The 18,200-nt window shown below is 57.8% G+C and carries 18 protein-coding genes and 1 pseudogene; 11 read left to right on the top strand and 8 right to left on the bottom strand.

The genetic code is table 11. The annotated features are described in order from the left end of the window. Positions 1–7 precede the first annotated feature (7 nt). Both CP556_RS14170 and tnpC read left to right on the top strand, forming a co-directional pair. Entirely contained in the window at positions 8–1,489 is a 1,482-nt protein-coding gene (locus CP556_RS14170; RefSeq protein ID WP_098726217.1) for a lipopolysaccharide biosynthesis protein, read from the top strand. 249 nt (positions 1,490–1,738) lie between these two features. Further along, positions 1,739–3,154 carry an IS66 family transposase gene (tnpC, locus tag CP556_RS14165; RefSeq protein WP_098727245.1) on the top strand — a complete coding sequence of 472 codons (1,416 nt, stop codon included), beginning with the start codon at positions 1,739–1,741 and terminating at the stop codon, positions 3,152–3,154. A gap of 46 nt (positions 3,155–3,200) precedes the next feature. Here the strand turns inward: tnpC and CP556_RS14160 are convergent, their stop codons facing one another. Then, entirely contained in the window at positions 3,201–4,187 is a 987-nt protein-coding gene (locus CP556_RS14160; RefSeq protein WP_098726216.1) for an NAD-dependent epimerase/dehydratase family protein, read from the bottom strand. A gap of 73 nt (positions 4,188–4,260) precedes the next feature. Then, positions 4,261–4,707, bottom strand: a pseudogene (locus tag CP556_RS14155) (transposase domain-containing protein); the annotation flags it as partial. Positions 4,708–4,791: 84 nt separating this feature from the next. Between CP556_RS14155 and CP556_RS14150 the strand changes: the two are divergent. Genes CP556_RS14150 through CP556_RS14140 form a run of 3 tightly spaced genes read left to right on the top strand, consistent with a single transcriptional unit; the run spans position 4,792 to position 6,515 of the window. Then, positions 4,792–5,256 carry a dTDP-4-dehydrorhamnose 3,5-epimerase family protein gene (locus CP556_RS14150; protein WP_098726215.1) on the top strand — a complete coding sequence of 155 codons (465 nt, stop codon included), beginning with the start codon at positions 4,792–4,794 and terminating at the stop codon, positions 5,254–5,256. A gap of 3 nt (positions 5,257–5,259) precedes the next feature. Next, a complete protein-coding gene (locus CP556_RS14145; protein ID WP_098726214.1) occupies positions 5,260–6,333 on the top strand; it encodes a glucose-1-phosphate thymidylyltransferase in 1,074 nt (357 codons plus the stop codon). Positions 6,334–6,335: 2 nt separating this feature from the next. Beyond that, a complete protein-coding gene (locus CP556_RS14140) occupies positions 6,336–6,515 on the top strand; it encodes a hypothetical protein (protein WP_098726213.1) in 180 nt (59 codons plus the stop codon). Here CP556_RS14140 and rfbD read toward each other — a convergent pair. Then, positions 6,512–7,405 (bottom strand): dTDP-4-dehydrorhamnose reductase, encoded by an 894-nt coding sequence (gene rfbD, locus CP556_RS14135; RefSeq protein ID WP_098726212.1) that lies wholly within the window; start codon positions 7,403–7,405, stop codon positions 6,512–6,514. The genes CP556_RS14140 and rfbD overlap by 4 nt on opposite strands. 53 nt (positions 7,406–7,458) lie before the next feature. Here rfbD and rfbB point away from each other — a divergent pair, with 53 nt between their 5' ends. Further along, positions 7,459–8,382, top strand: coding sequence for a dTDP-glucose 4,6-dehydratase (gene rfbB, locus CP556_RS14130; protein WP_098726211.1), 924 nt, complete (start codon positions 7,459–7,461; stop codon positions 8,380–8,382). Between the two features lie 128 nt (positions 8,383–8,510). On the opposite strand, the gene aglF is transcribed toward rfbB, so the two are convergent. After that, on the bottom strand, positions 8,511–9,254 hold the full coding sequence (gene aglF, locus CP556_RS14125) for a UTP--glucose-1-phosphate uridylyltransferase AglF (RefSeq protein ID WP_098726210.1): 744 nt from the start codon (positions 9,252–9,254) through the stop codon (positions 8,511–8,513). A 356-nt stretch (positions 9,255–9,610) separates the two neighbouring features. Here aglF and CP556_RS26010 point away from each other — a divergent pair, with 356 nt between their 5' ends. The 4 genes from CP556_RS26010 to CP556_RS14110 all read left to right on the top strand — a co-directional run bounded on the left by CP556_RS26010 (position 9,611) and on the right by CP556_RS14110 (position 11,948). Beyond that, complete coding sequence (locus tag CP556_RS26010) at positions 9,611–9,778, top strand: hypothetical protein (RefSeq protein ID WP_176548070.1); 168 nt, start codon at positions 9,611–9,613, stop codon at positions 9,776–9,778. Between the two features lie 333 nt (positions 9,779–10,111). Next, positions 10,112–10,405 carry a hypothetical protein gene (locus CP556_RS14120; protein ID WP_098726209.1) on the top strand — a complete coding sequence of 98 codons (294 nt, stop codon included), beginning with the start codon at positions 10,112–10,114 and terminating at the stop codon, positions 10,403–10,405. A 3-nt stretch (positions 10,406–10,408) separates the two neighbouring features. Further along, positions 10,409–11,536, top strand: a complete 1,128-nt coding sequence (locus CP556_RS14115) for a hypothetical protein (protein WP_098726208.1) — start codon at positions 10,409–10,411, stop codon at positions 11,534–11,536. Positions 11,537–11,768: 232 nt separating this feature from the next. Further along, the gene (locus CP556_RS14110) at positions 11,769–11,948 is read left to right on the top strand and encodes a hypothetical protein (RefSeq protein ID WP_098726207.1); all 180 of its coding nucleotides are present in this window, start codon (positions 11,769–11,771) and stop codon (positions 11,946–11,948) included. A gap of 89 nt (positions 11,949–12,037) precedes the next feature. Here CP556_RS14110 and CP556_RS25340 read toward each other — a convergent pair whose 3' ends face one another. The 3 genes from CP556_RS25340 to CP556_RS14095 form a co-directional block, all read right to left on the bottom strand. After that, complete coding sequence (locus CP556_RS25340; RefSeq protein ID WP_141551676.1) at positions 12,038–12,712, bottom strand: class I SAM-dependent methyltransferase; 675 nt, start codon at positions 12,710–12,712, stop codon at positions 12,038–12,040. Positions 12,713–13,748: 1,036 nt separating this feature from the next. Beyond that, entirely contained in the window at positions 13,749–14,843 is a 1,095-nt protein-coding gene (locus CP556_RS14100) for a glycosyltransferase family 2 protein (RefSeq protein ID WP_394340743.1), read from the bottom strand. A 476-nt stretch (positions 14,844–15,319) separates the two neighbouring features. Beyond that, a complete protein-coding gene (locus CP556_RS14095; protein ID WP_098726204.1) occupies positions 15,320–16,441 on the bottom strand; it encodes a DUF1616 domain-containing protein in 1,122 nt (373 codons plus the stop codon). Between the two features lie 167 nt (positions 16,442–16,608). Here CP556_RS14095 and CP556_RS14090 point away from each other — a divergent pair, with 167 nt between their 5' ends. Then, positions 16,609–16,857 carry an antitoxin VapB family protein gene (locus CP556_RS14090; protein ID WP_098726203.1) on the top strand — a complete coding sequence of 83 codons (249 nt, stop codon included), beginning with the start codon at positions 16,609–16,611 and terminating at the stop codon, positions 16,855–16,857. Positions 16,858–16,902: 45 nt separating this feature from the next. Here CP556_RS14090 and CP556_RS14085 read toward each other — a convergent pair whose 3' ends face one another. After that, positions 16,903–18,198 (bottom strand): winged helix-turn-helix transcriptional regulator, encoded by a 1,296-nt coding sequence (locus CP556_RS14085; protein ID WP_098726202.1) that lies wholly within the window; start codon positions 18,196–18,198, stop codon positions 16,903–16,905. Between the last annotated feature and the right edge of the window lie 2 nt (positions 18,199–18,200).

The following is an 18,200-nucleotide window of genomic DNA, read 5'->3' as shown; positions in this document are numbered from 1 at the left end:
CTACCGTATGGATCTTCTACGATCGCTGGTACCAGCGCCCAAAGATGAAGACGGGCTCACCAGTAAAGTCCTCAGTGGAGGGGCTTGGGTTGGCTCTCTAAACGTCCTCAGTCGACTTCTAGAGACGTTCAAACTGATCGTCCTCGCACGGCTGCTTTCTCCCTCGGATTTCGGTCTAATGGGCATCGCACTCCTCGCGTTGGCGGCACTGGAACAACTCTCTCAGCTCGGCGTTGACCAAGCGTTGATCCAGGAGGAGAAGGAGGACATCGACCGATACCTCTCGACTGCCTGGTGCCTGAAGATCGTCCGTGCCGTTCTGATTATCTCTGTCCTGTATGTGACATCATCTGCTATTTCGGACTTCTTAGGGGAACCGCAGGCTGGACCCATCCTCCAAGTGATTGGGATCACGTATCTGTTACGAGCATTCATGAATCCAGCCACAATTTACTTCGAAAAGAACTTAAATTTCCGCAAGTACTTCTCGCTAAAGTTCTCTTCGGTTTTCGTCGATGTAATTGTCGCCATCGCGTTCGGCTTCGTCTTTCAGAACGTCTGGGCGTTAGTGGCCGGAATACTTGCCAGGCACCTCACACAACTCCTTGTATCGTACCGTATCGATCCGTTTCGGCCGTCGCTCGAATTGGATACGGAGAAAGCAAAGGAGCTAATGGGATTCGGAAAGTGGATCTGGGCGTCCGGAATAACGACGTTCGTTTCGACACAGGGCGACGACGGATTCGTCGTCTGGCTGCTCGGTGCGGACGCCCTCGGTTTCTACCAGATGGCGTTCCGCCTCTCCAACGCGCCCGCTACAGAGATCTCTAAAGTCATTTCGAAAGTCGCGTTTCCGACCTACTCTGTCCTCCAGAACCAGAAAAAACGACTCAGGAGAGCATACCTCAACACGCTCGAGATTACGTTTTACCTTACTGTACCGATGGCTGTCGGCATACTGGTTGTCGCCCCCGAATTCACCGTCGTTGTACTAGGCGAGGAATGGGTGCCGATCGTCCCGGCACTACAGGTGATGGCGATAGCTGGTTTTGTCCGCGGGATTGCGGCTACCGGTGGAGCAATCTTTAGAGGCACGGGGGCTCCCGAGTGGGACTTCAGAATGAACCTACTTCGAGCGATAACGATCCTCTTGACGATCTGGCCGCTCACGAACTACATGGGGATAACAGGTGCGGCGATCAGTATCACACTCGGTATTGGAATCACCATCCCGGTCTGGCTCGTCGTGAGTCGACGTATCATCTCGGCTCGTTACAGTCAGTACGCGAATAGAGCCGTGATTCCAGGTATCAGTTCTGGTGTGATGGCGATCGCTGTTCAAGCCATACTCTCTGAGGACATCGTTGGATTACTAGCAGGCATTTTGACCGGAGTTCTCTTCTATTTCCTCTTCAGTACGTTACTGTATCGATACATCCGCCCGCATCCGGTATCCGTACTTAAAAACTTCACAGGAACGTCCGAATGAGAAACGGCCGACACTGACCCACCTCCACCTCTCTCAGTACTCCAACTGCCTTGTCGATGAATCGATCTCGTTCGGAGAATCAATATATCGTACGTGTTTAGCCCGAGCTAATTTCGGTACTGTCTCGTAGGAAGCGTTCAACGGACACGATATGAACAGGCAGCAGACATCGGATACGACTCTCAGGGATGGGCTCCACTGCGGAGCCCATCCCGTTGCCTCTGCTGTCATAACTCGTTGGTGGAGTCTGTGAACGCAGACGATTTCACCAAAGAAGAGCTCCTTTCTCGACTTCTTCAACTTGAACAACAAGTCGAAGAACTTCAACAGGAAGTCGATCAGAAGGACGAGCGGATAGAAGAACTCGAAACACGTCTTCGCAAGTACGAAAATCCGCACACGCCACCCAGTAAGCGACGGTCGGGGACTGACGAGTCCCCGACCTCGCAGGACGACGAAGACGAGAATGTTCGAACCGACGGCGGCACTCCTGGACGGAAGGACGGTCATGATCCAGAGTGGCGTGTAACAGCTGGTCCCGACAAAGAGATCGAAGTCACCCGTGACTGTTGTCCCGAATGTGGCAAACACTTCGACGAGTCGGTGGGCGTCAGCCCCCGACTCGTTGAGGAGGTTCCTGATCCGCAGCCTCCTGAAGTCACCCAGTACAACCGCCACTGCTACCAGTGCGACTCTTGTGGAACAGAAACTGTTGCTACACACCCCGACTGCCCCAATGAGGGGCAGTTCGGGGTGAACGTCATCTCTCAAGCAGCACTTTCTCGGTACGATCACCGCCTTCCCTACCGGAAAATCGCTGATCGCTTCGAGCAACTGCACGGGCTAGAACTCTCAGGCGCGTCCGCGTGGCACGCGACCGAGCGCGCTGCGCGCGCCGGTCGCTACGAATATGAACAGATTCGAAGACAGATTCAGCAAGCAGAGATCGTTCACGTCGACGAAACTGGTATCAAACGCGAGGGTGAGCAAGCGTGGATCTGGACGTTTCGGACGAGAGAGCACACACTGTACGCCGTAAGAGAAAGTCGTGGGAGCGATGTCCCCGCGGAAGTCCTCGGAGAGGACTTCGCGGGAACGGTCATCTGCGATGGGTGGACGGCGTATCCAGCGTTCACCAGTAATCTTCAGCGGTGCTGGGCACATCTTCTCCGGGAAGCCGAGGACATTGCTAGTGACCACGAGGAGGCAGAGCCGGTTCACCGGTATCTCAAACAGATGTTCGTCGGTCTCCAGTCGTGGCTGGAGACCGACCCGAGTCCTCGTGAGAGAGCACAGATGCACCGATCATGCCAGAACGGGCTTAGATCGCTCGTTGAGCGGTCAGTAACCGACGAAACAGTGGCAACACTACTCGGGAAGATCGAAGGAGGGATCGACCACTGGCTCACCTTCGTCGGTGAGCCAGCGGTCTCCCAGACGAACAACGCAGCTGAGAACGCACTGCGTGAACCAGTCGTTCTCCGGAAAATCATCGGCACACTCCGTAACGACCGAGGTATGTTCGTTCACGAGACGCTCTTGTCCCTGCTGGCGACATGGCGCCAGCAGGGACGCAATCCCTACGAAGAACTTCGTCGAGTCGTCAGCAACAATGAGATGATCTTACGGGCTCACGCTGTGCCGGCTGTCGAGACTTCGGGGTAAACACATACAATATATCTAAATACTATCTTCACCGGCGCCCTCACTTCTATGATGCCCGAACCAATGGTTCGTACCACTCTCGGTTTGCCTGGTACCACTCAATGAACTCGCCGACGCCCTCCGCGATCGTCCGCGAGGGCTCGTACCCGATCAACTCTCCAGCCTTCTCCACGGATGCGTGGGTGTGCTCGGCGTCAGCCTCCCGCGCAGATTCATACACGATCTCAAGTTCGGGTGCGAGCTGGTCGCGCACCGTCTCAGCCAACATCTGGATCGAGATATTATCCGAACTCCCGATGTTCAACACGTCGCCGTCGACTGCGTCCGACTCCAACAGCGTCCGATTGGCGTCCACCACGTCATCTACATACGTGAAATCGCGCGTTTGTTGTCCGTCTCCGTAGATCACCGGTGACTCCCCGTTAACACACCGCGAGACGAAGTTGGAGATCGCCATGTTGGGGCGCATCCGCGGACCGTACACTGTGAAGTACCGCAGGCAGACGGTCGGCAGGCCGTGTAGCTCTGTGTACACCCGCGCCATGTGTTCTTGGGTGAGTTTCGTCACCCCGTAAGGGCTCACGGGCTCGGTCGGATGGTCCTCCTCGTAGGGCAACGAGCGTGGCTTGCCGTACACTGACGAGGAGCTCGCGAGGATCACCCGCATTACGTCCGCCTCTTTCGACGCCTCAAGGAGGTTCACGGTTCCGTCGACGTTGATGTCGGTTACCTTTCGAGGATGCTTCACGCTCTCACGTACGCCCGCCTGAGCGGCCTGGTGAACCACAACGCCCGCGTCGGCGACGGCCTTCTGGACGGTCTCGATGTCCCGAACGTCTCCCTCGACGAACCGGTACTCGGCGTCGACCTCGTTAGCCACCTCGCGGTGGACCGAGAGCGTGTGGCGTTTGATCCCCTCCGCGTAGAAGGGTTCAAAGTTGTCGAGGATCGTCACGTCGTGGCCGTCAGCGAGGAACGACTCGGCGAGGTGGCCGCCGATAAACCCGGCCCCTCCCGTCACGAGGATTCGCATGCTCTCCCTTCCGACAGCCGACATAAAACACGTGCGGTTCGCCGAAATCGGAGTCTCATCTGGGACTGACTTCGACGGTTCCCGAGAGATCGTGTTTCTCCCGGAGTCTATGCAGAAATACAGCCGCCGGGTCAGTACCGTGCCGACCGAACGACGCGATATTGAGGATCACTTTATCTCGATGTATATTACAGCGTACAACCAAGACCACTCGCCGTTGATCTTGACAGCGGTTTTGTCGACAGCAATCCGCTTCGGCTTCGCCTCAGGCGGGCCGTGTCCGCTGTCAGCTAGCTGAGGCACCCCCGTTCCAGACTCTCTATGAAAGCATTTAACGCCTAATTCAGAGAGAATCATTGTTGTCTCAAAGCGAACAGCCGGTCTGATGGAGGCGGACGGTGAACGGCCTAACGGGCGTCGCCGTCCGCTCGGTCTCCCAAGGTTCTTCTAAACCCGTGTCATATCTCTCGATGGGCAAATCTATAAGTGTTCTAACTAATTTACTTAACGACCTGCTCATTTCTCAAAACTGGCTCCACTAGACGGTGCCTCGTATTTGATTAGTTCAACAAAATTATAACCATCGACAGTAGATACCACGAATATGATCCATGGTGTGGAGGTCAAAGACCTCCAAATAAACGCCGACGAACGCGGTCATCTCGTGGAAGTCTTCCGCGAGGACTGGGAACTCTACGACCCGGATCCTGAGATGTCCTACTATTCGATGACCTACCCCGGCATCACCAGAGCCTGGCATCGCCACCTCGAGGGCCAGATCGACCATTTCATCTGCCCGAAAGGGCGTATCAAGGTCGGCATCTACGACGATCGCGAGGACTCCCCCACGGAAGGAGAACTAAACACCTTCATCATCGGAGAACATAACCAGAAGGCGATCCGCATTCCGGGGGACTGCTGGCACGGCTTCAAGGCCATCAGCGACGAGCCGGCGTTCCTGCTCAACTTCCCGTCGAAGCTCTACGACTACGAGGATCCCGACGAGGAACGAATCCCCTACGACACGGACAAAATACCTTTAGACTGGGACGAAGAACCGAGCGGATAACCAATGAAAGGTGTTCTTCTATTAGGCGGGACGGGATCGAGACTCCGACCGATCACCCACACCGGTCCGAAGCAGCTCGTCCCGGTCGCGAACAAACCGGTCCTCGAGTACGCGATCGAGGACCTGAAGGAAGCGGGCGTTACGGAAATCGGCGTCGTCCTCGGCCACAAGGGCCGTGAGGAGATACAGGAACTGCTCGGTGACGGCAGCGACTACGGCGTCGGGATTACGTACATCGTCCAGGGGAACCCGCTCGGACTGGCCCACGCAGCCGGCTGCGCCCGAGACTTCGTCGGTGACGACGACTTCGTGATGTACCTCGGGGACAACATCCTCAAGCAGGGAATCGAAGAGCTCGTCGAAAGCTTCGAGCGCGGCAACTACGGGGCGGGGATCGCGCTACAGGAGGTCGACACCCCCCAGCAGTTCGGGATTGCCGACATCGACGACGATGGCAGCGTCACGCAGCTCATCGAAAAGCCCGACGACCCGCCGACGAACCTCGCGCTCATCGGGATCTACGTCTTCTCGAACGCGGTCTTCGACGTGATCGAGCGCCTCGAGCCCTCCTGGCGGGGCGAACTCGAGATCACGGACGCGATCCAGACGCTGCTCGAGGACGGCCACGCGATCGACTCCCACGTTGTTCAAGGTTGGTGGAAGGACACGGGTAAACCCGAGGATATCCTCGAGGCCAATCGCCTAGTACTAGAGGACGACCACCTAGAGCGAAACGGCCGTGTCGAACCCAACGCTACTGTCGAGGGTCGGGTCAATCTCCACGAAACGGCGACGATCGAAGACGGCGCGGTCGTCCGCGGCCCGGTTTCCATTGCCGAGAACACAGCGATCAAGTCCGGCACGTATGTTGGTCCGTATACGTCCATCGGACCGGACTCGACGCTCGAGGGCGTTCACATCGAGAACAGCGTCGTCATCGGAGAGTCCACGATCGAGACGAGCGGCAAGATCATGGACAGTCTTCTCGGTCGCGGCGCAAATATCGGCCGGGCGGAGGACGAACTTCCGGAGGGTCGCCGACTCGTCGTCGGTGAGAACTCACAACTCAAACTCTAACCATGCGCATCATCACGCACATCTGTACAGAATGCGGGACCGTCGTCTCGGCGAACGAACTCGAGTCGAACCGCGTCATGAAGTGTCCGGGACTCGAGTGCGAGAACGTGCTCCGGTTCGCAGACCTCCCGTCGGAGGAACGCCAGTTCTTTCTTGAGCACACCGAGCAGTACGAACTCTAGACATCGAACTGACCTTCGATCGCACGGAGATCCTCTTCGAGTGTCGGCTGTGAACGCCCGAGTTCCTCCTCGACTGCAGTAACGTCGAGACACGTGTACGCCGGTCGGTCCGCTGCTCGCGATACATCAGACTGCTCGCTCTCCGTGATCAGTGCGTCGTCGGCGTCCTGTAGACGGGCTATTTCGCTCCCGAATTCGTACGGCGTTACACACGATCGGCTCGCAATATGGTACACGCCTTCCGTTCCGCTCTTGAGAAGGCCGAGTATCGCCTCAGATGCCTGACCGGCTCGAGTCGGTGTGAGGTGTTGATCGACGAACAGCGGTACCTCGTCGCCCGCTCGGAGCGTATCGCGAACCCAGGACGGAAATCCGATTAGTTCGTCCGTATCGCCGCGAACGCCATACACGAACGAGAGTCGCGTCACTAGCGTTTTCCCGTCGACGTTTCGAACGGCTTCCTCGCCTGCGAGTTTCGATTCGCCATACACCTGAATTGGGGCCGTCGACGCTGATTCATCATACAGCTCCCTCCCGTTGCCGTCGAAGACGTAGTCCGTCGAGACATGAACGAACGGAATATCGTGCGTCGCACAGCTGGTCGCGAGTTCGCCGGGTGCAGTTCCATTGATTGCGAACGCAGCTTCTCGATTAGACTCGCAGCCATCGACGTCCGTCAGTGCAGCACAATTCACTACGGCATCGGGCTGATACCTGTCCAGTAACGGTTGGAATTCTTCCGTATGACGGATATCGTGTTGCTCGAGCGGGATATCGAACGACGGGGCCTCCGAATGATACGTCCCGACCACGTCGACCGATCGGTCGAGACCTCGGTTCACGAGCGCACTTCCGAGTAGCCCGCCTGCACCGAGGACGAGCACCGTCATGATCGATATGCGTTCCCGAAAGTGTAAATATGTGCTGGGATGCACATGCTCCTATGCGAATACTCGTTACTGGGGGCGCGGGCTTCATCGGATCTAACTACGTCCACTATTTGCTCGAGAACCGCGACGACGATGTCATTACGCTGGACGCACTGACGTACGCCGGCTCACTGGACAATCTCGACGGGGTTCTCGATCATCCGCAACACGAATTTGTCGAAGGGAGTATCTGTGACCGAGAACTCGTCACTGATCTCGTTTCGGACGCGGATGCGGTCGTTAACTTCGCAGCTGAGTCGCACGTCGATCGCTCTATCGAGGGCGCAGGCTCGTTCGTCACGACAAACGTTGAGGGAACACAAACGCTCCTCGACGCCGCGGTCAAGACGGATATCGATCGGTTCCTCCAGATTTCGACCGACGAGGTGTACGGACAGATTCTAGACGGCACATTCAGCGAAGACGATGAACTGAATCCACGGAATCCGTACGCTGCGACGAAAGCTAGTGCCGACTTGCTCGCCAAGAGTTACGAAACGACCCACGACCTCCCCGTTCTCATCACCCGTACATGCAACAACTTCGGCCCGCGACAGCACGCGGAGAAACTGATCCCGAAGTTCATTCGGAATGCTGCTGCGGGCGATGAGCTACCAGTCTACGGCGACGGTTCGAACGTTCGCGAGTGGATTTACGTCGAGGACAACTGCCGAGCACTGGATCGAGTGCTCCGCGACGGAGAGATCGGCGAGGTGTACAATATCGGATCCAGCGAGGAGCGAACGAATCTCGAGGTGACCGAAGCGATTCTTGATTCCGTCGGCGGGTCAAAAGAACAGATTTCGTTCGTAGAGGACCGTGCTGGTCACGATCAGCGTTATGCCCTCGAAACGGACAAGATCGAACGTCTCGGCTGGGAACCGTCCTGGTCGTTCGAAGAGGGACTCGAACAAACCGTCGAATATTATCTCTCATAGGTCGAAACAGTACCACTGTCAGAAGATGACCGCTGGGTGCCGGCGGACATGGATAGAGCCATCGTAGCGAACGTCCCGATCAGCGGTAGTTCGAGGAGACGGTGATCGGACTCGTAGCTGAGTACCCTTCAGTCGGAGACGGACTCTGTCTCGGATTGAGAACGTGTCTCCAACCGTTCCTCGGCCTCGTCTCGATCTTCCGGATAGCCGACGTCGATCCGCCAGCCCTCGAGTCCGATCGCGTCGATCGTCCGGCCACTCTGAATCAGCAGGTCGATCGCCTCACTAATCTCGTACTCGCCGCGATTCGACGGCTGCACGAGGTGACAGGCATGGAAGATCGCCGGCGTGAATGTGTAGAACCCGGTCATCACCAGATTCGACGGCGGATCGTCGGGCTTCTCGACGACGTCGGTGATCTCCCCGAACTTGTTTGTATCGCAGACGCCGTAGCGATCCGCTTCGTCCCACGGCACCTCCTCGACGAGGAACGCCGCGTCCGCCCGATCCTCTCGTTGTCGACGGACGACGTCCTCGAGGTTCGCCTCGAAGACGTTGTCTCCGAGCATCAGCATGAAGTCGTCGTCGATGTGCTCCTCGACGGACAGCAACGCGTGGGCGAGTCCCTGCTGCTCGCGCTGGTGGCAGTACGTGATCGGAATGCCTCGGTACTCGTCGCCGTAGTGATCGATAATCCGCTCTTTGAGATAGCCGACGACGACGATCAGCTCGTCGGCACCGAGCGATGCCAGCCGGTCGAAACAGTGCGTGAGAATCGGATCACCGTCGATCTCGACCATCCCTTTCGGCTTGTCCTCGGTGAGCGGTCGGAGCCGCGTTCCTTCTCCCGCAGCGAGTACGACGGCTTTCATAGCGTCTACTTGGTCGACTCCGTCATATGGGTTTTCCGGTCGAAAACGGACGAGAACGAGACTAGTACGAGTGTGAGAGAGTGAAAGCATGCGGGTACGCTCCCCGGTTCGGTTGGGTGACATGCAGAGTGCAGTCCTCGAGAGCGGGTAAGTCGGGACGACGGCCACTCCGTCCCGCAGCGGTTATCCGTCCCGCAGACGTGAAAACGAAGTAACGCAGTCAGCGTCCACGAAGAGTTCGGTCCGGGAATCAACACTGCTGACTACGATCGATGCGACTGCGCTCGAGGCGACGGGATCGGTCGTGCTATCCTTGCCAGAAGGTATATGTGACCCTCAGATGTCATACCAGACAGATGGCACTCGAAACGACGCACGAAGGGGACCGGGAGACCGCGCTGGCCTCGATCCAGCAGGGGACGTGTTCGTACTGTGGGGGAGACGCACTGACGCGCGAGCGCTACAAGGGGAATGACGCCGTCGTCTGCGGCGATTGCGACACGCCGGCCGCCCAGTTCTGGTAGCCGTCGCCGAACCCGCTCACGGCCGTCCGCATCGAGCCACAGACGCATAGCGACCCTGCCGTCGACCTGTTCGGAACGCTCTGTCTTCGGACGGGGGGTATGGGACGACGAAGCGCTCGAGATCGTCACCAACACGACTGGCAGTGCGCCGTCGGAGCCGTCGCTGAAGATCGGGATCGTAGACACGGCTGCGGAGACGGCCGACGAGCTGAACCGGGCACCCTCAGCACAGTTCTCGGAAGCTACGGTCGACGAGATTGTACTCGAAGATACATCTACAGTGAATTGATCTACAGATGGTTTATCAATGATTAGTTATAACCCCCCTCGTAGATGGATCTCGGAACCACCCGGCGGGATGTTCTCGGTCTCGTTGGGGTAGGCTCTATAGCGACAATCGCGGGTTGTAGTACTAATTCTGATACCGGCCCTGAAGAACCAGAAACGGAAGAGGCCGCTACGACTGACCATAAGTCGCCAGAACCAATCGATGAGTTGGTGATCAAGTCGGGCAAGCAGTACACAGTTGCAGATGAAGAATCGTACGACGCTGTTCGCTGGGAACAGACCGGCAGTCTCGCCTTAGAAACCGACGCAGAACTTGAACTCGAAGAAATTAGCACCTGAACCATGGCAGACATCAAACTCGTTAACAAGGACAGAACGATCGTTGGGGTTGACCCGGAGACGGGAGACGAGGTCCCAATTGAATTCGATCAGACAAGTATCGGGCAGGCAAGTGTAGATCGTCTATCAATCAACCAATCCGGACAGTATGTTTATCCTTCGGGCCGCGATAAGATCACAACTGGACCGGTCGACCGGACTGCGGACCCTAGCGGAGACTCCGTCACTGTTAGCGTTGGCGGGACGGATCATGAATTTTGGATCCCCGACATCCCTGAGGTAATCGCACACGAATTTGTGATCAATATCCCAGACGGGAATTATTCTAATGTGAATATCTTCATCCCCCCATTCAAGACTGCCGACATTGTTGGCCATGATGACGCCGGTAACAGCAGTATTGAGGAGGGCGCAGCACTCGTCCCTTGGATTCGTGGGAACCCCACAACTCCGACAAACGTAAAGTTCAACTCTGCCACATTGGTCGGGTCGCAGGGCGCGATCGCCCCTGTCATAGAGGGCGTGAATTTCCTCGGGGAGGCCCCGGGAAGCGATGAGCCAGTGTCTGTGCCGGTGTATGGCTGTCAAAACGTCTCGTTTCGGCAGGTGAGTTTCGAGGGGTGTGCTGCTGATCGCGGGTTCTTGATCTATTCCTCTACCGCCACCATTCGCGACGGGTGCGACTTCGGATCCAGTGACCTCACCCTCGGCATCGAGACAAAGCACAACTCGATGGTCTCTATTGACACATTTGGCGATCTGACTACCGGCACCGTCAACGACTATCTGATCTGGACCGATGACGGGAGTTTTGCGGTGATCGAGGACACCAACGTTAGTGCAGGTAAAGGCTTATTCAATCATGTTCTGGGGTTGTCAGTCTACCAAAAAGAAAACCGAATTTACCCACGGCCCTCTGGGGCACGGTTTAACGGATCCACGTCCGACCAAACCATCAGCACGAACACATTGGGCAACAATGCTGAGGTGCTTGAATTTGACACAGTGGATTACGACTATGGAGGCGGCGCACAGCCCGGGAGTTTCCAGTATGAAACTCCGGTAAAGGGACGGTATGAAATCAAGGCCCAGGTTCAGTGGATCAGTCCGCCAGCAGGAACTCGGCTGTAGTTACAAATAGCGGATACAACAGGAGTCCAACGGGTCATAAATGAGTATGAGGCCGGCGGGTCGGTCAACGAGACGATCACGATCCAAGATACGCAAGACCTCAACGCCGGACGGGCAATAAAATTCGAGGCTGGTCATTCTGACAGCTCATCGATTGATGTGAACATGGATAACCCAGAGTTCACTTACCCGACTGTCAACCGGATAGATAGGTAATGAGAACAAGAACACAATGACATACGACATCAAAGTCTACGACGGCTACGAAGAGAAGGAGACTATCCGCGGTCTGGAATACTCGCAGATGAACGCGATACTACGTGCGTTTGAGCGAGAAGGAGTTACCGCGGCAGCAATTGATACGGAGAGTCGGACGAAGTACGAGGTCGTGAACTCGACCGTTCACTGCTGAGGCAAGTTGATCACTACGGCGCTTGAGAAACAAGATGATTCGACACACCCCACGCAGGAATTGGAGAAAGATGAATGAGGACGGTTTCCTCAGAGACCCAAGCAATTGTTTTCCCTATAATACACTGACGTCTTTGCTGGCATCCGGTTTATTGGCTTGAGCCCCTCGAATTCAATATGGCTGAAACCCTCGTCGCGAAGCTTCTGTTTACCCGTTTTGTATTTCTGACGTTGGGCATCGTCTAAGATAATAATACCCGAATCGGATAGTTCAGGGACAGCGGCCTCAATACACTGATTACGGTCAAGACCATCAATGATTATCACATCGAAGGGGCCTCGGGATTGAATCGAATTAGCATAGGTTTCTGCAGAGATGTGGTGAAGTGATGCATTCTCCGGCATTAGTGGCTTTATTTTACGATACCACTTCTCATCATCCTCAACTGAGACGACTTTGGATGCTCGGTCTGCGTACCAGACCGTCGAATTTCCGCCTCCATATTCGAAGAGACGAGTGCCGGCTAACCGTTCGTCAAGGAAATTAATTGAGCTATAAGTCATCCAGGGGATCTCTTCACCGTTCTTATTTACTGGAGCTCCCCTTGCACGGGATTTAAACCACCCATACTTTGTCAGAATGCTTTGCGAGTACAAGAGTACTAAATTGAGGGGGTGGAATCGGTTCAAAGCGCCTACGAACTTCCGTCGAGGGCCTTCTGGAATATACTGCAGAATACGCCCAGCGAAAGTTGGTGCAGACATAATCAAACACGGGTTTCCAAAATACAAATATCTAATCAATATCGGAAGCCAGGTTAAAAATGAGCCTTATCACTTAGTCCTGATGAGTAGTTACTGGACCGCCACATAACAACCCGTGAAATCTGATAGGAACCCATAAGTATGACACAGAAATGCCATTCCGTCGGAAAATTCTATGATTTGTGTCGATTCCCCTCCAGATTGTGAATACTTAACCTATATCCATTAGAGTATCTTTAATTTGTACATTTGTGAGAGAACTATTACAGAGGATGGTAGTACTGGAGCGACATACGAAGAATCAGTAGGCAGACGTATAGCGACTCGATAGGCTTCACCTATGGTTGTATCTCGACCGGACAAGAATGAAACAAGTAGCCAAAGGCACGCCAGAGGACCCGCCACAAATCCAAAAGGAAACGTCAAAGAATGCTTCCAGTTCTATTGGCCCGAACACCCATCCTTGCGTGGGACAGGTACCATTGTTCTGGCAGAAATAGGGGGCCAACAAGTGCATCGTCCGTTATTAGTGCGGATGTGGATAACTAGCCTGTCTCGACTACAGTTGTCTCCTCGTTTGAGACTAACGTCGATGCTAAATAGAATGACTTGTCAAACGTTGGGGCGGCAAGTGTAGAGGACACATGTATCATCCGGCCTGACCCACCGAAGTGCGGTGGCGCGCGCTGGCGGCCGACCGAGCGTCTCGGAAAGCGAGCGGTGACCGCAGGGAACCGTGAGCACAGTGAGGGCGGCTGGCGATACTCCGCAAGGGTGAATGAGCGCCGTAAGGTGCGAGCGAATCGGCTGGGGAGGGCGCGTGGCGATTCCCTGTTGCCACGATAGCAGGACGCTTCGCCTCGCTCGAGCCCATCGGAATCCACTGCTCCGTTCGCAGTCACCGTTCCGACGACAGCTACCCACACCGGGTGACGATCCCAGTCGGCTCGCATTCTCGGCAATTAATCAATTGCAAGACTGACCGTCTGGTTCGACACCGCGAAAACGACCCGAAAAAGCCCCGACCGACCCGCAGTTACCGGTTCACGGCGCTCAGGAAGAACGACGAGAACACCGTCTGGAGGCCGATGACGATCGCCGTGAACGCGATGAGCGATCCCATCGTGAACTCGAGCGTGGCGAACCCGTTGTTCATCCACTGATAGAGTAACGACAGCGCGTACGCGCTGCCGACGCCGAACACCGCCAGTCCGACCGTCGCGCCGTGCTCGAGCGACAGCGACTCCGTTAGGCGCTCGGTGATCGGATCCTCGGGTTTCCGGATGGGGTCGCTTGCCACCGAGGCGAACACGCCGAGCGTGCCGATCTGATAGCCGACGATCGTCAACAGGCTCCCGGCGATCATCGAGTGGATCCCGAAGTTCACGCCGCCCACGGAAACACCGCTGAACGTGGCCCCCATGACGACCAGGCCGACGACACCCAACAGGAGCCCCGGGGCCGAGAACAGGTAGCCCGGCGCGTTCACGAGCATGAACCGGACGTGTCGCCACCCGTCTCTGAAGCTCTCGAGGGTCTCCTCGCCCTCCCGCTCGTGGTAGACGATCGGGGTTTCGACGATGTGGAGGTCCTTCGCGCCGGCCTCCATGATCATCTCGCTGGCGAACTCCATCCCGGTCGTCTCGAGTTCCATCGTCTCGTAGGCTTCCTTCGTGAAGATCCGAAAGCCGCTGTGGGCGTCGCTCACCCCGGCCCCGTAGAAGGCGTTCAGGAACTTCGTCAGGAGCGGATTGCCGACGTGTTGATGCAGAGACGGCATCGCCCCGGGTTTGATCTCTCCCTCGAGGCGGCTTCCCATCACCATATCGGCGTCCTCGTCGCGGAGGTGGGCGAGCAGGCGCGGGATCTGTTCGAAGTCGTAGGTCGTATCGGCGTCGCCCATGACGATGTAGTCGCCGCGGGCGCGGTCGAACGCGTACCGATAGGCGTAGCCGTACCCTGGCTGATCGGGTTCGTAGATGATCGCACCCATCTCCCGACCGATTTCGGGCGTCCGGTCGGTCGAGCTATCGCTCAGGATGATTTCGGCGGGCAACCCGAGCGTGGTGATCGCCGTCTTCGCCCGCCGGATGCATTCGGCGACGCCGTCCTCCTCGTTGAGCGTCGGCATGACGACGCTGATCGTCGGCTGCTGCTCGCTGTCCCGACCCAGGAGCAACTCGTCGCCCTCCAGGTCGCGGACGGCCGGTTCGTCCTCCCCCTCCCGCTGGTCGAGTTCGTCCGCTCGCGGTCGTGGTGTCGATTCGGCTGGCTTCGGCTGGCCTCGGTCTCCCCCGTCTGACGTGCTCATAGTGGTCGGTTTGTCCAAGTCCCGGGTCACCGGGTTCAGTACGGCCCGATCGGTCCGGTCCGTGATCGCCTATATCAGTTGCCCGATAGCTGTATCGGGATTACTCAGTATTGACTGATCACACCTACTGCAAACCGTTCCATAAACGTTCGGTCTTAGGATAGTATAACACCTTTTACTAGTGGAGATGGGGCGATCTCTTCTAGTATTCAAACCTTGTGGCCGAAAACGCTAATCTATCCGAAACAATATAATATAAGAAACTATATTGTTCTCGAACGGACCAAAAACGTACCTCAGTCGTTCGACTCGGAGACGTCTACCCAGAGGTGGACGGAGTATTCCGTGTCCGCCATCGAGGGCTCGGCCGGCACGTCGCCGCCGGGGAAGAGGAGCCAGACGATGCGCTGATTCTCGCCGGTCATCGTCGGCTCGAGGTCGTACGTCTGGTGCCAGCTCTCGTTGTTCGCGACCGTGGTCTCGAACCGGTCGAGTTCGCGTTGCTCCTGGACGACCGTTTCGTTGACCGTCGCGTTCGGGTCGCCGGACTCGGGGGCCGTCTCGTTCTCGACCACCTCGACGTCCTGCTCGAGGACCACCACCGTGTACTCCGTCCGCTCCCCTTCGTGATTGTCGATCCCGACGACCAGCTCCTGGCTCTCGCCCTGAACGAGTTCGGTCGGATAGTCGTCGGCGATCAACTCGCCCTCGTCGTCCTCGGTCAACAGATAGATCGCCGAGAACTGCTCGCCGTCGGGCGGGACCATCACCGCGTAGCCGACGCTCCCGACCGCGAGGATGACCGACACGACTAACAATACGTTCAGCGCGGCGTCCGCGCGCGTATCCGGCTCGAGCAACTCCGTCCGGCCGGCGGCGTACCACGCCCGATAGGGGACCTGAAACCGCTCCTCGACCGGGAGGTCCCGCCGACGTTCGGCCGCAACGGCGGCCGACACGAGGGTGAACCCGCTGACGGAAACCGCGATCGGGACGAGTCGAATGCCCCAGGGCGTGAAGTTCAATACGAGCCCAATGAGCGGGACGATGGCGATGCTGAGTCCGAAGGAGAGCGCGACGCGCTCGAGGCCGTCGATCCCGGACCGCGAGGAGACGGCGTCGTACCAGCCGTCCGAATCGGCACCCTCGGCCGTCTCGCTCTCAGTCGGTGTGTCCGGCTCGTCGGAGCGGTCCGGCGACTCGCCGGCCTCGGGAAACAGCGCCGCGATGAACGCGTAGCCGGGCACGAACAACACGAACGCGAGGCCGAGCGGGACCCGGAGAGGCGTCTCCCGAATCACGGGTGCCAGTGCGGCGACGTTCGTCGCGACGACGAGCACGACCACCGCGGCGAGATCGGCCGGTAACTGTCTGAGTGGCCGTGGCAGCAGGAGCCACAACGACCGGAACGCGACCATTCGATCGCTAGTACTGCCAACGGAGGTAAAAACGAATCGATGAACTGCCACGGGGGTAAGATCGAATGTTCAGTTGATTCCCTCTCTGGAAAACCCGCCGAGATATCCCCACTTCTCGACGAGCCCGACCAAAGACCAAGTAGCGTCAACACGATTGTCGACGTAAGATGGGCACGGTCGATGAGCAGATCCGAGTGAGCAACACGGTGAGACGCGAACTGGAGAAACGGAAGCGCGAAGGCGAGAGTTACAACGATGTCCTCGAGCGTGTACTTGGCGAGAAGACCGCGGGCGACTTCTCCGATGGGTTTGGTCGCTGGTCCGGTGAGGAAGCACAGAGCGTCCGTGAGGGTCGCCGGAAAGCCAGGGAAAAGCGCAAGGAGCGAATGCGCCAACGGGCCGAGAACAGCGCGTGAAGGTCCTCGATGCGTCGTTTCTGATCGACTATTAGAGGACGACCGCTAGCGGGTCGTGAGTAACTGCTTCAGAATCCGCAATTCCTCGGCGTCCGAGATCTGTTCGGAGTCGAGACAGGCGTGTGCGACCTTGTGCACGAGTTCGGGATCTCCGAAGACCGACTGGTCGCTCGCGAGTTGGCGTTCGAGCGCTTCGACCCGTGCGGCGAGTTCATCGATTTCGTCGTCCTCGTTCGTCGCCGTCCCCGCGCTCGCACGCTCGTCCGCGAGGGGACTTCCGGTCGAGGGACGACCGTCTCGAGCGCCGGGACCCGTCGCGTGCGTCGTGGCCACTGAGTCGGACGCGCGACCCTCGCGATCCGCGGACTCGCCGGCCTCGAGCGCGTCGGCTTCGGGTGAGTCGCCCTCGAGGGAGTCTGCCCCCGGTGAGTCGGACTCCTCGGTTCCGCGCGCCGTACCTGAACGATCCGTGTCTGATCCACTCGCACTGACCGCGGTGTCCTCGTCGGGCCCACCCGCACGGACTGCGGGTTCCGTATCATCGGGTCCCGTCCCGTCAGTATACGCGCTCTCGGCCGACTCTTGGTCGAGATCGTCAGCGGCACTCGCGGTTTCGTTCGTCGCCGCGTCGATCCCGGCTTCCCCGTCGGCGTTCGCGTCGTCCGTCTCGAAGGAGGGGTCCGACCGGTCGAACAGTCGCGCGACGAACGTCTGGCGCTCGGACCAGTCGAAGCCGTCGATCCCGTTGACCCGCTGACTGATGGTCGCGCTGGTCACGCCGAGTCGCTCCGCGAGCTCCGCCTGCGTCGCGTTCGGACGGTTCTCGATCTCGCGCAGCGTCTCCAGTTGTTTCTCGGTGATATCGGCCGTCTCGAGGGGTCGACTCTCGTCGGGACTGTCGTGGGTGCTCATAGCTGAATGGGTCACTCCGGAATCGCGGTCGTCGTCCGCTGTCGAACGCTGTTCCCCCCCGGTCGTCGAATCATCGTCCGCCCCGACCGATTCCCGATCATCGTCGCTGCTCGGACCGCGGTCCCCGTTCGGGTCGGCATCCTCGCTTGAATCGACATCCCCGCTCGGATCCGCCTCACCGCTTCGGTCGTCGTCGTCCAGTTCCGACACGGGTTCGTCGGCCGCGACGTGTCCCGGGTCGCCGTACTCCTCGAGTACCTGCTCGACGAGCGACGTGGTCGCACCGGTGACGTCGTCGGCGATAGCTTCCATCGACGCGTCCGGTCGCGCTTCCGCGACGGATAGGATCCGCTTGTGGACGACCGCTCGCGGAAAGGCCGTTTTGTGCTCGATACCACCCGCTGAATCGGTTGATCGTGTGTCACTCATAC

This window comes from Natrinema sp. CBA1119, from assembly GCF_002572525.1.
Taxonomy (GTDB): domain Archaea; phylum Halobacteriota; class Halobacteria; order Halobacteriales; family Natrialbaceae; genus Natrinema.
This window is presented reverse-complemented; position numbering and strand designations above follow the sequence as displayed.

Coding starts and splice junctions, on each gene's coding strand:
- CP556_RS14170 (WP_098726217.1), top strand. CDS start 8: ATGGATCTTCTACGATCGCTGGTACCAGCGCCCAAAGATGAAGACGGG.
- CP556_RS14160 (WP_098726216.1), bottom strand. CDS start 4,187: ATGCGAATCCTCGTGACGGGAGGGGCCGGGTTTATCGGCGGCCACCTC.
- CP556_RS14150 (WP_098726215.1), top strand. CDS start 4,792: ATGATCCATGGTGTGGAGGTCAAAGACCTCCAAATAAACGCCGACGAA.
- CP556_RS14145 (WP_098726214.1), top strand. CDS start 5,260: ATGAAAGGTGTTCTTCTATTAGGCGGGACGGGATCGAGACTCCGACCG.
- CP556_RS14140 (WP_098726213.1), top strand. CDS start 6,336: ATGCGCATCATCACGCACATCTGTACAGAATGCGGGACCGTCGTCTCG.
- rfbD (WP_098726212.1), bottom strand. CDS start 7,405: ATGACGGTGCTCGTCCTCGGTGCAGGCGGGCTACTCGGAAGTGCGCTC.
- rfbB (WP_098726211.1), top strand. CDS start 7,459: ATGCGAATACTCGTTACTGGGGGCGCGGGCTTCATCGGATCTAACTAC.
- aglF (WP_098726210.1), bottom strand. CDS start 9,254: ATGAAAGCCGTCGTACTCGCTGCGGGAGAAGGAACGCGGCTCCGACCG.
- CP556_RS26010 (WP_176548070.1), top strand. CDS start 9,611: ATGGCACTCGAAACGACGCACGAAGGGGACCGGGAGACCGCGCTGGCC.
- CP556_RS14120 (WP_098726209.1), top strand. CDS start 10,112: ATGGATCTCGGAACCACCCGGCGGGATGTTCTCGGTCTCGTTGGGGTA.
- CP556_RS14115 (WP_098726208.1), top strand. CDS start 10,409: ATGGCAGACATCAAACTCGTTAACAAGGACAGAACGATCGTTGGGGTT.
- CP556_RS14110 (WP_098726207.1), top strand. CDS start 11,769: ATGACATACGACATCAAAGTCTACGACGGCTACGAAGAGAAGGAGACT.
- CP556_RS25340 (WP_141551676.1), bottom strand. CDS start 12,712: ATGTCTGCACCAACTTTCGCTGGGCGTATTCTGCAGTATATTCCAGAA.
- CP556_RS14100 (WP_394340743.1), bottom strand. CDS start 14,843: ATGCCGACGCTCAACGAGGAGGACGGCGTCGCCGAATGCATCCGGCGG.
- CP556_RS14095 (WP_098726204.1), bottom strand. CDS start 16,441: ATGGTCGCGTTCCGGTCGTTGTGGCTCCTGCTGCCACGGCCACTCAGA.
- CP556_RS14090 (WP_098726203.1), top strand. CDS start 16,609: ATGGGCACGGTCGATGAGCAGATCCGAGTGAGCAACACGGTGAGACGC.
- CP556_RS14085 (WP_098726202.1), bottom strand. CDS start 18,198: ATGAGTGACACACGATCAACCGATTCAGCGGGTGGTATCGAGCACAAA.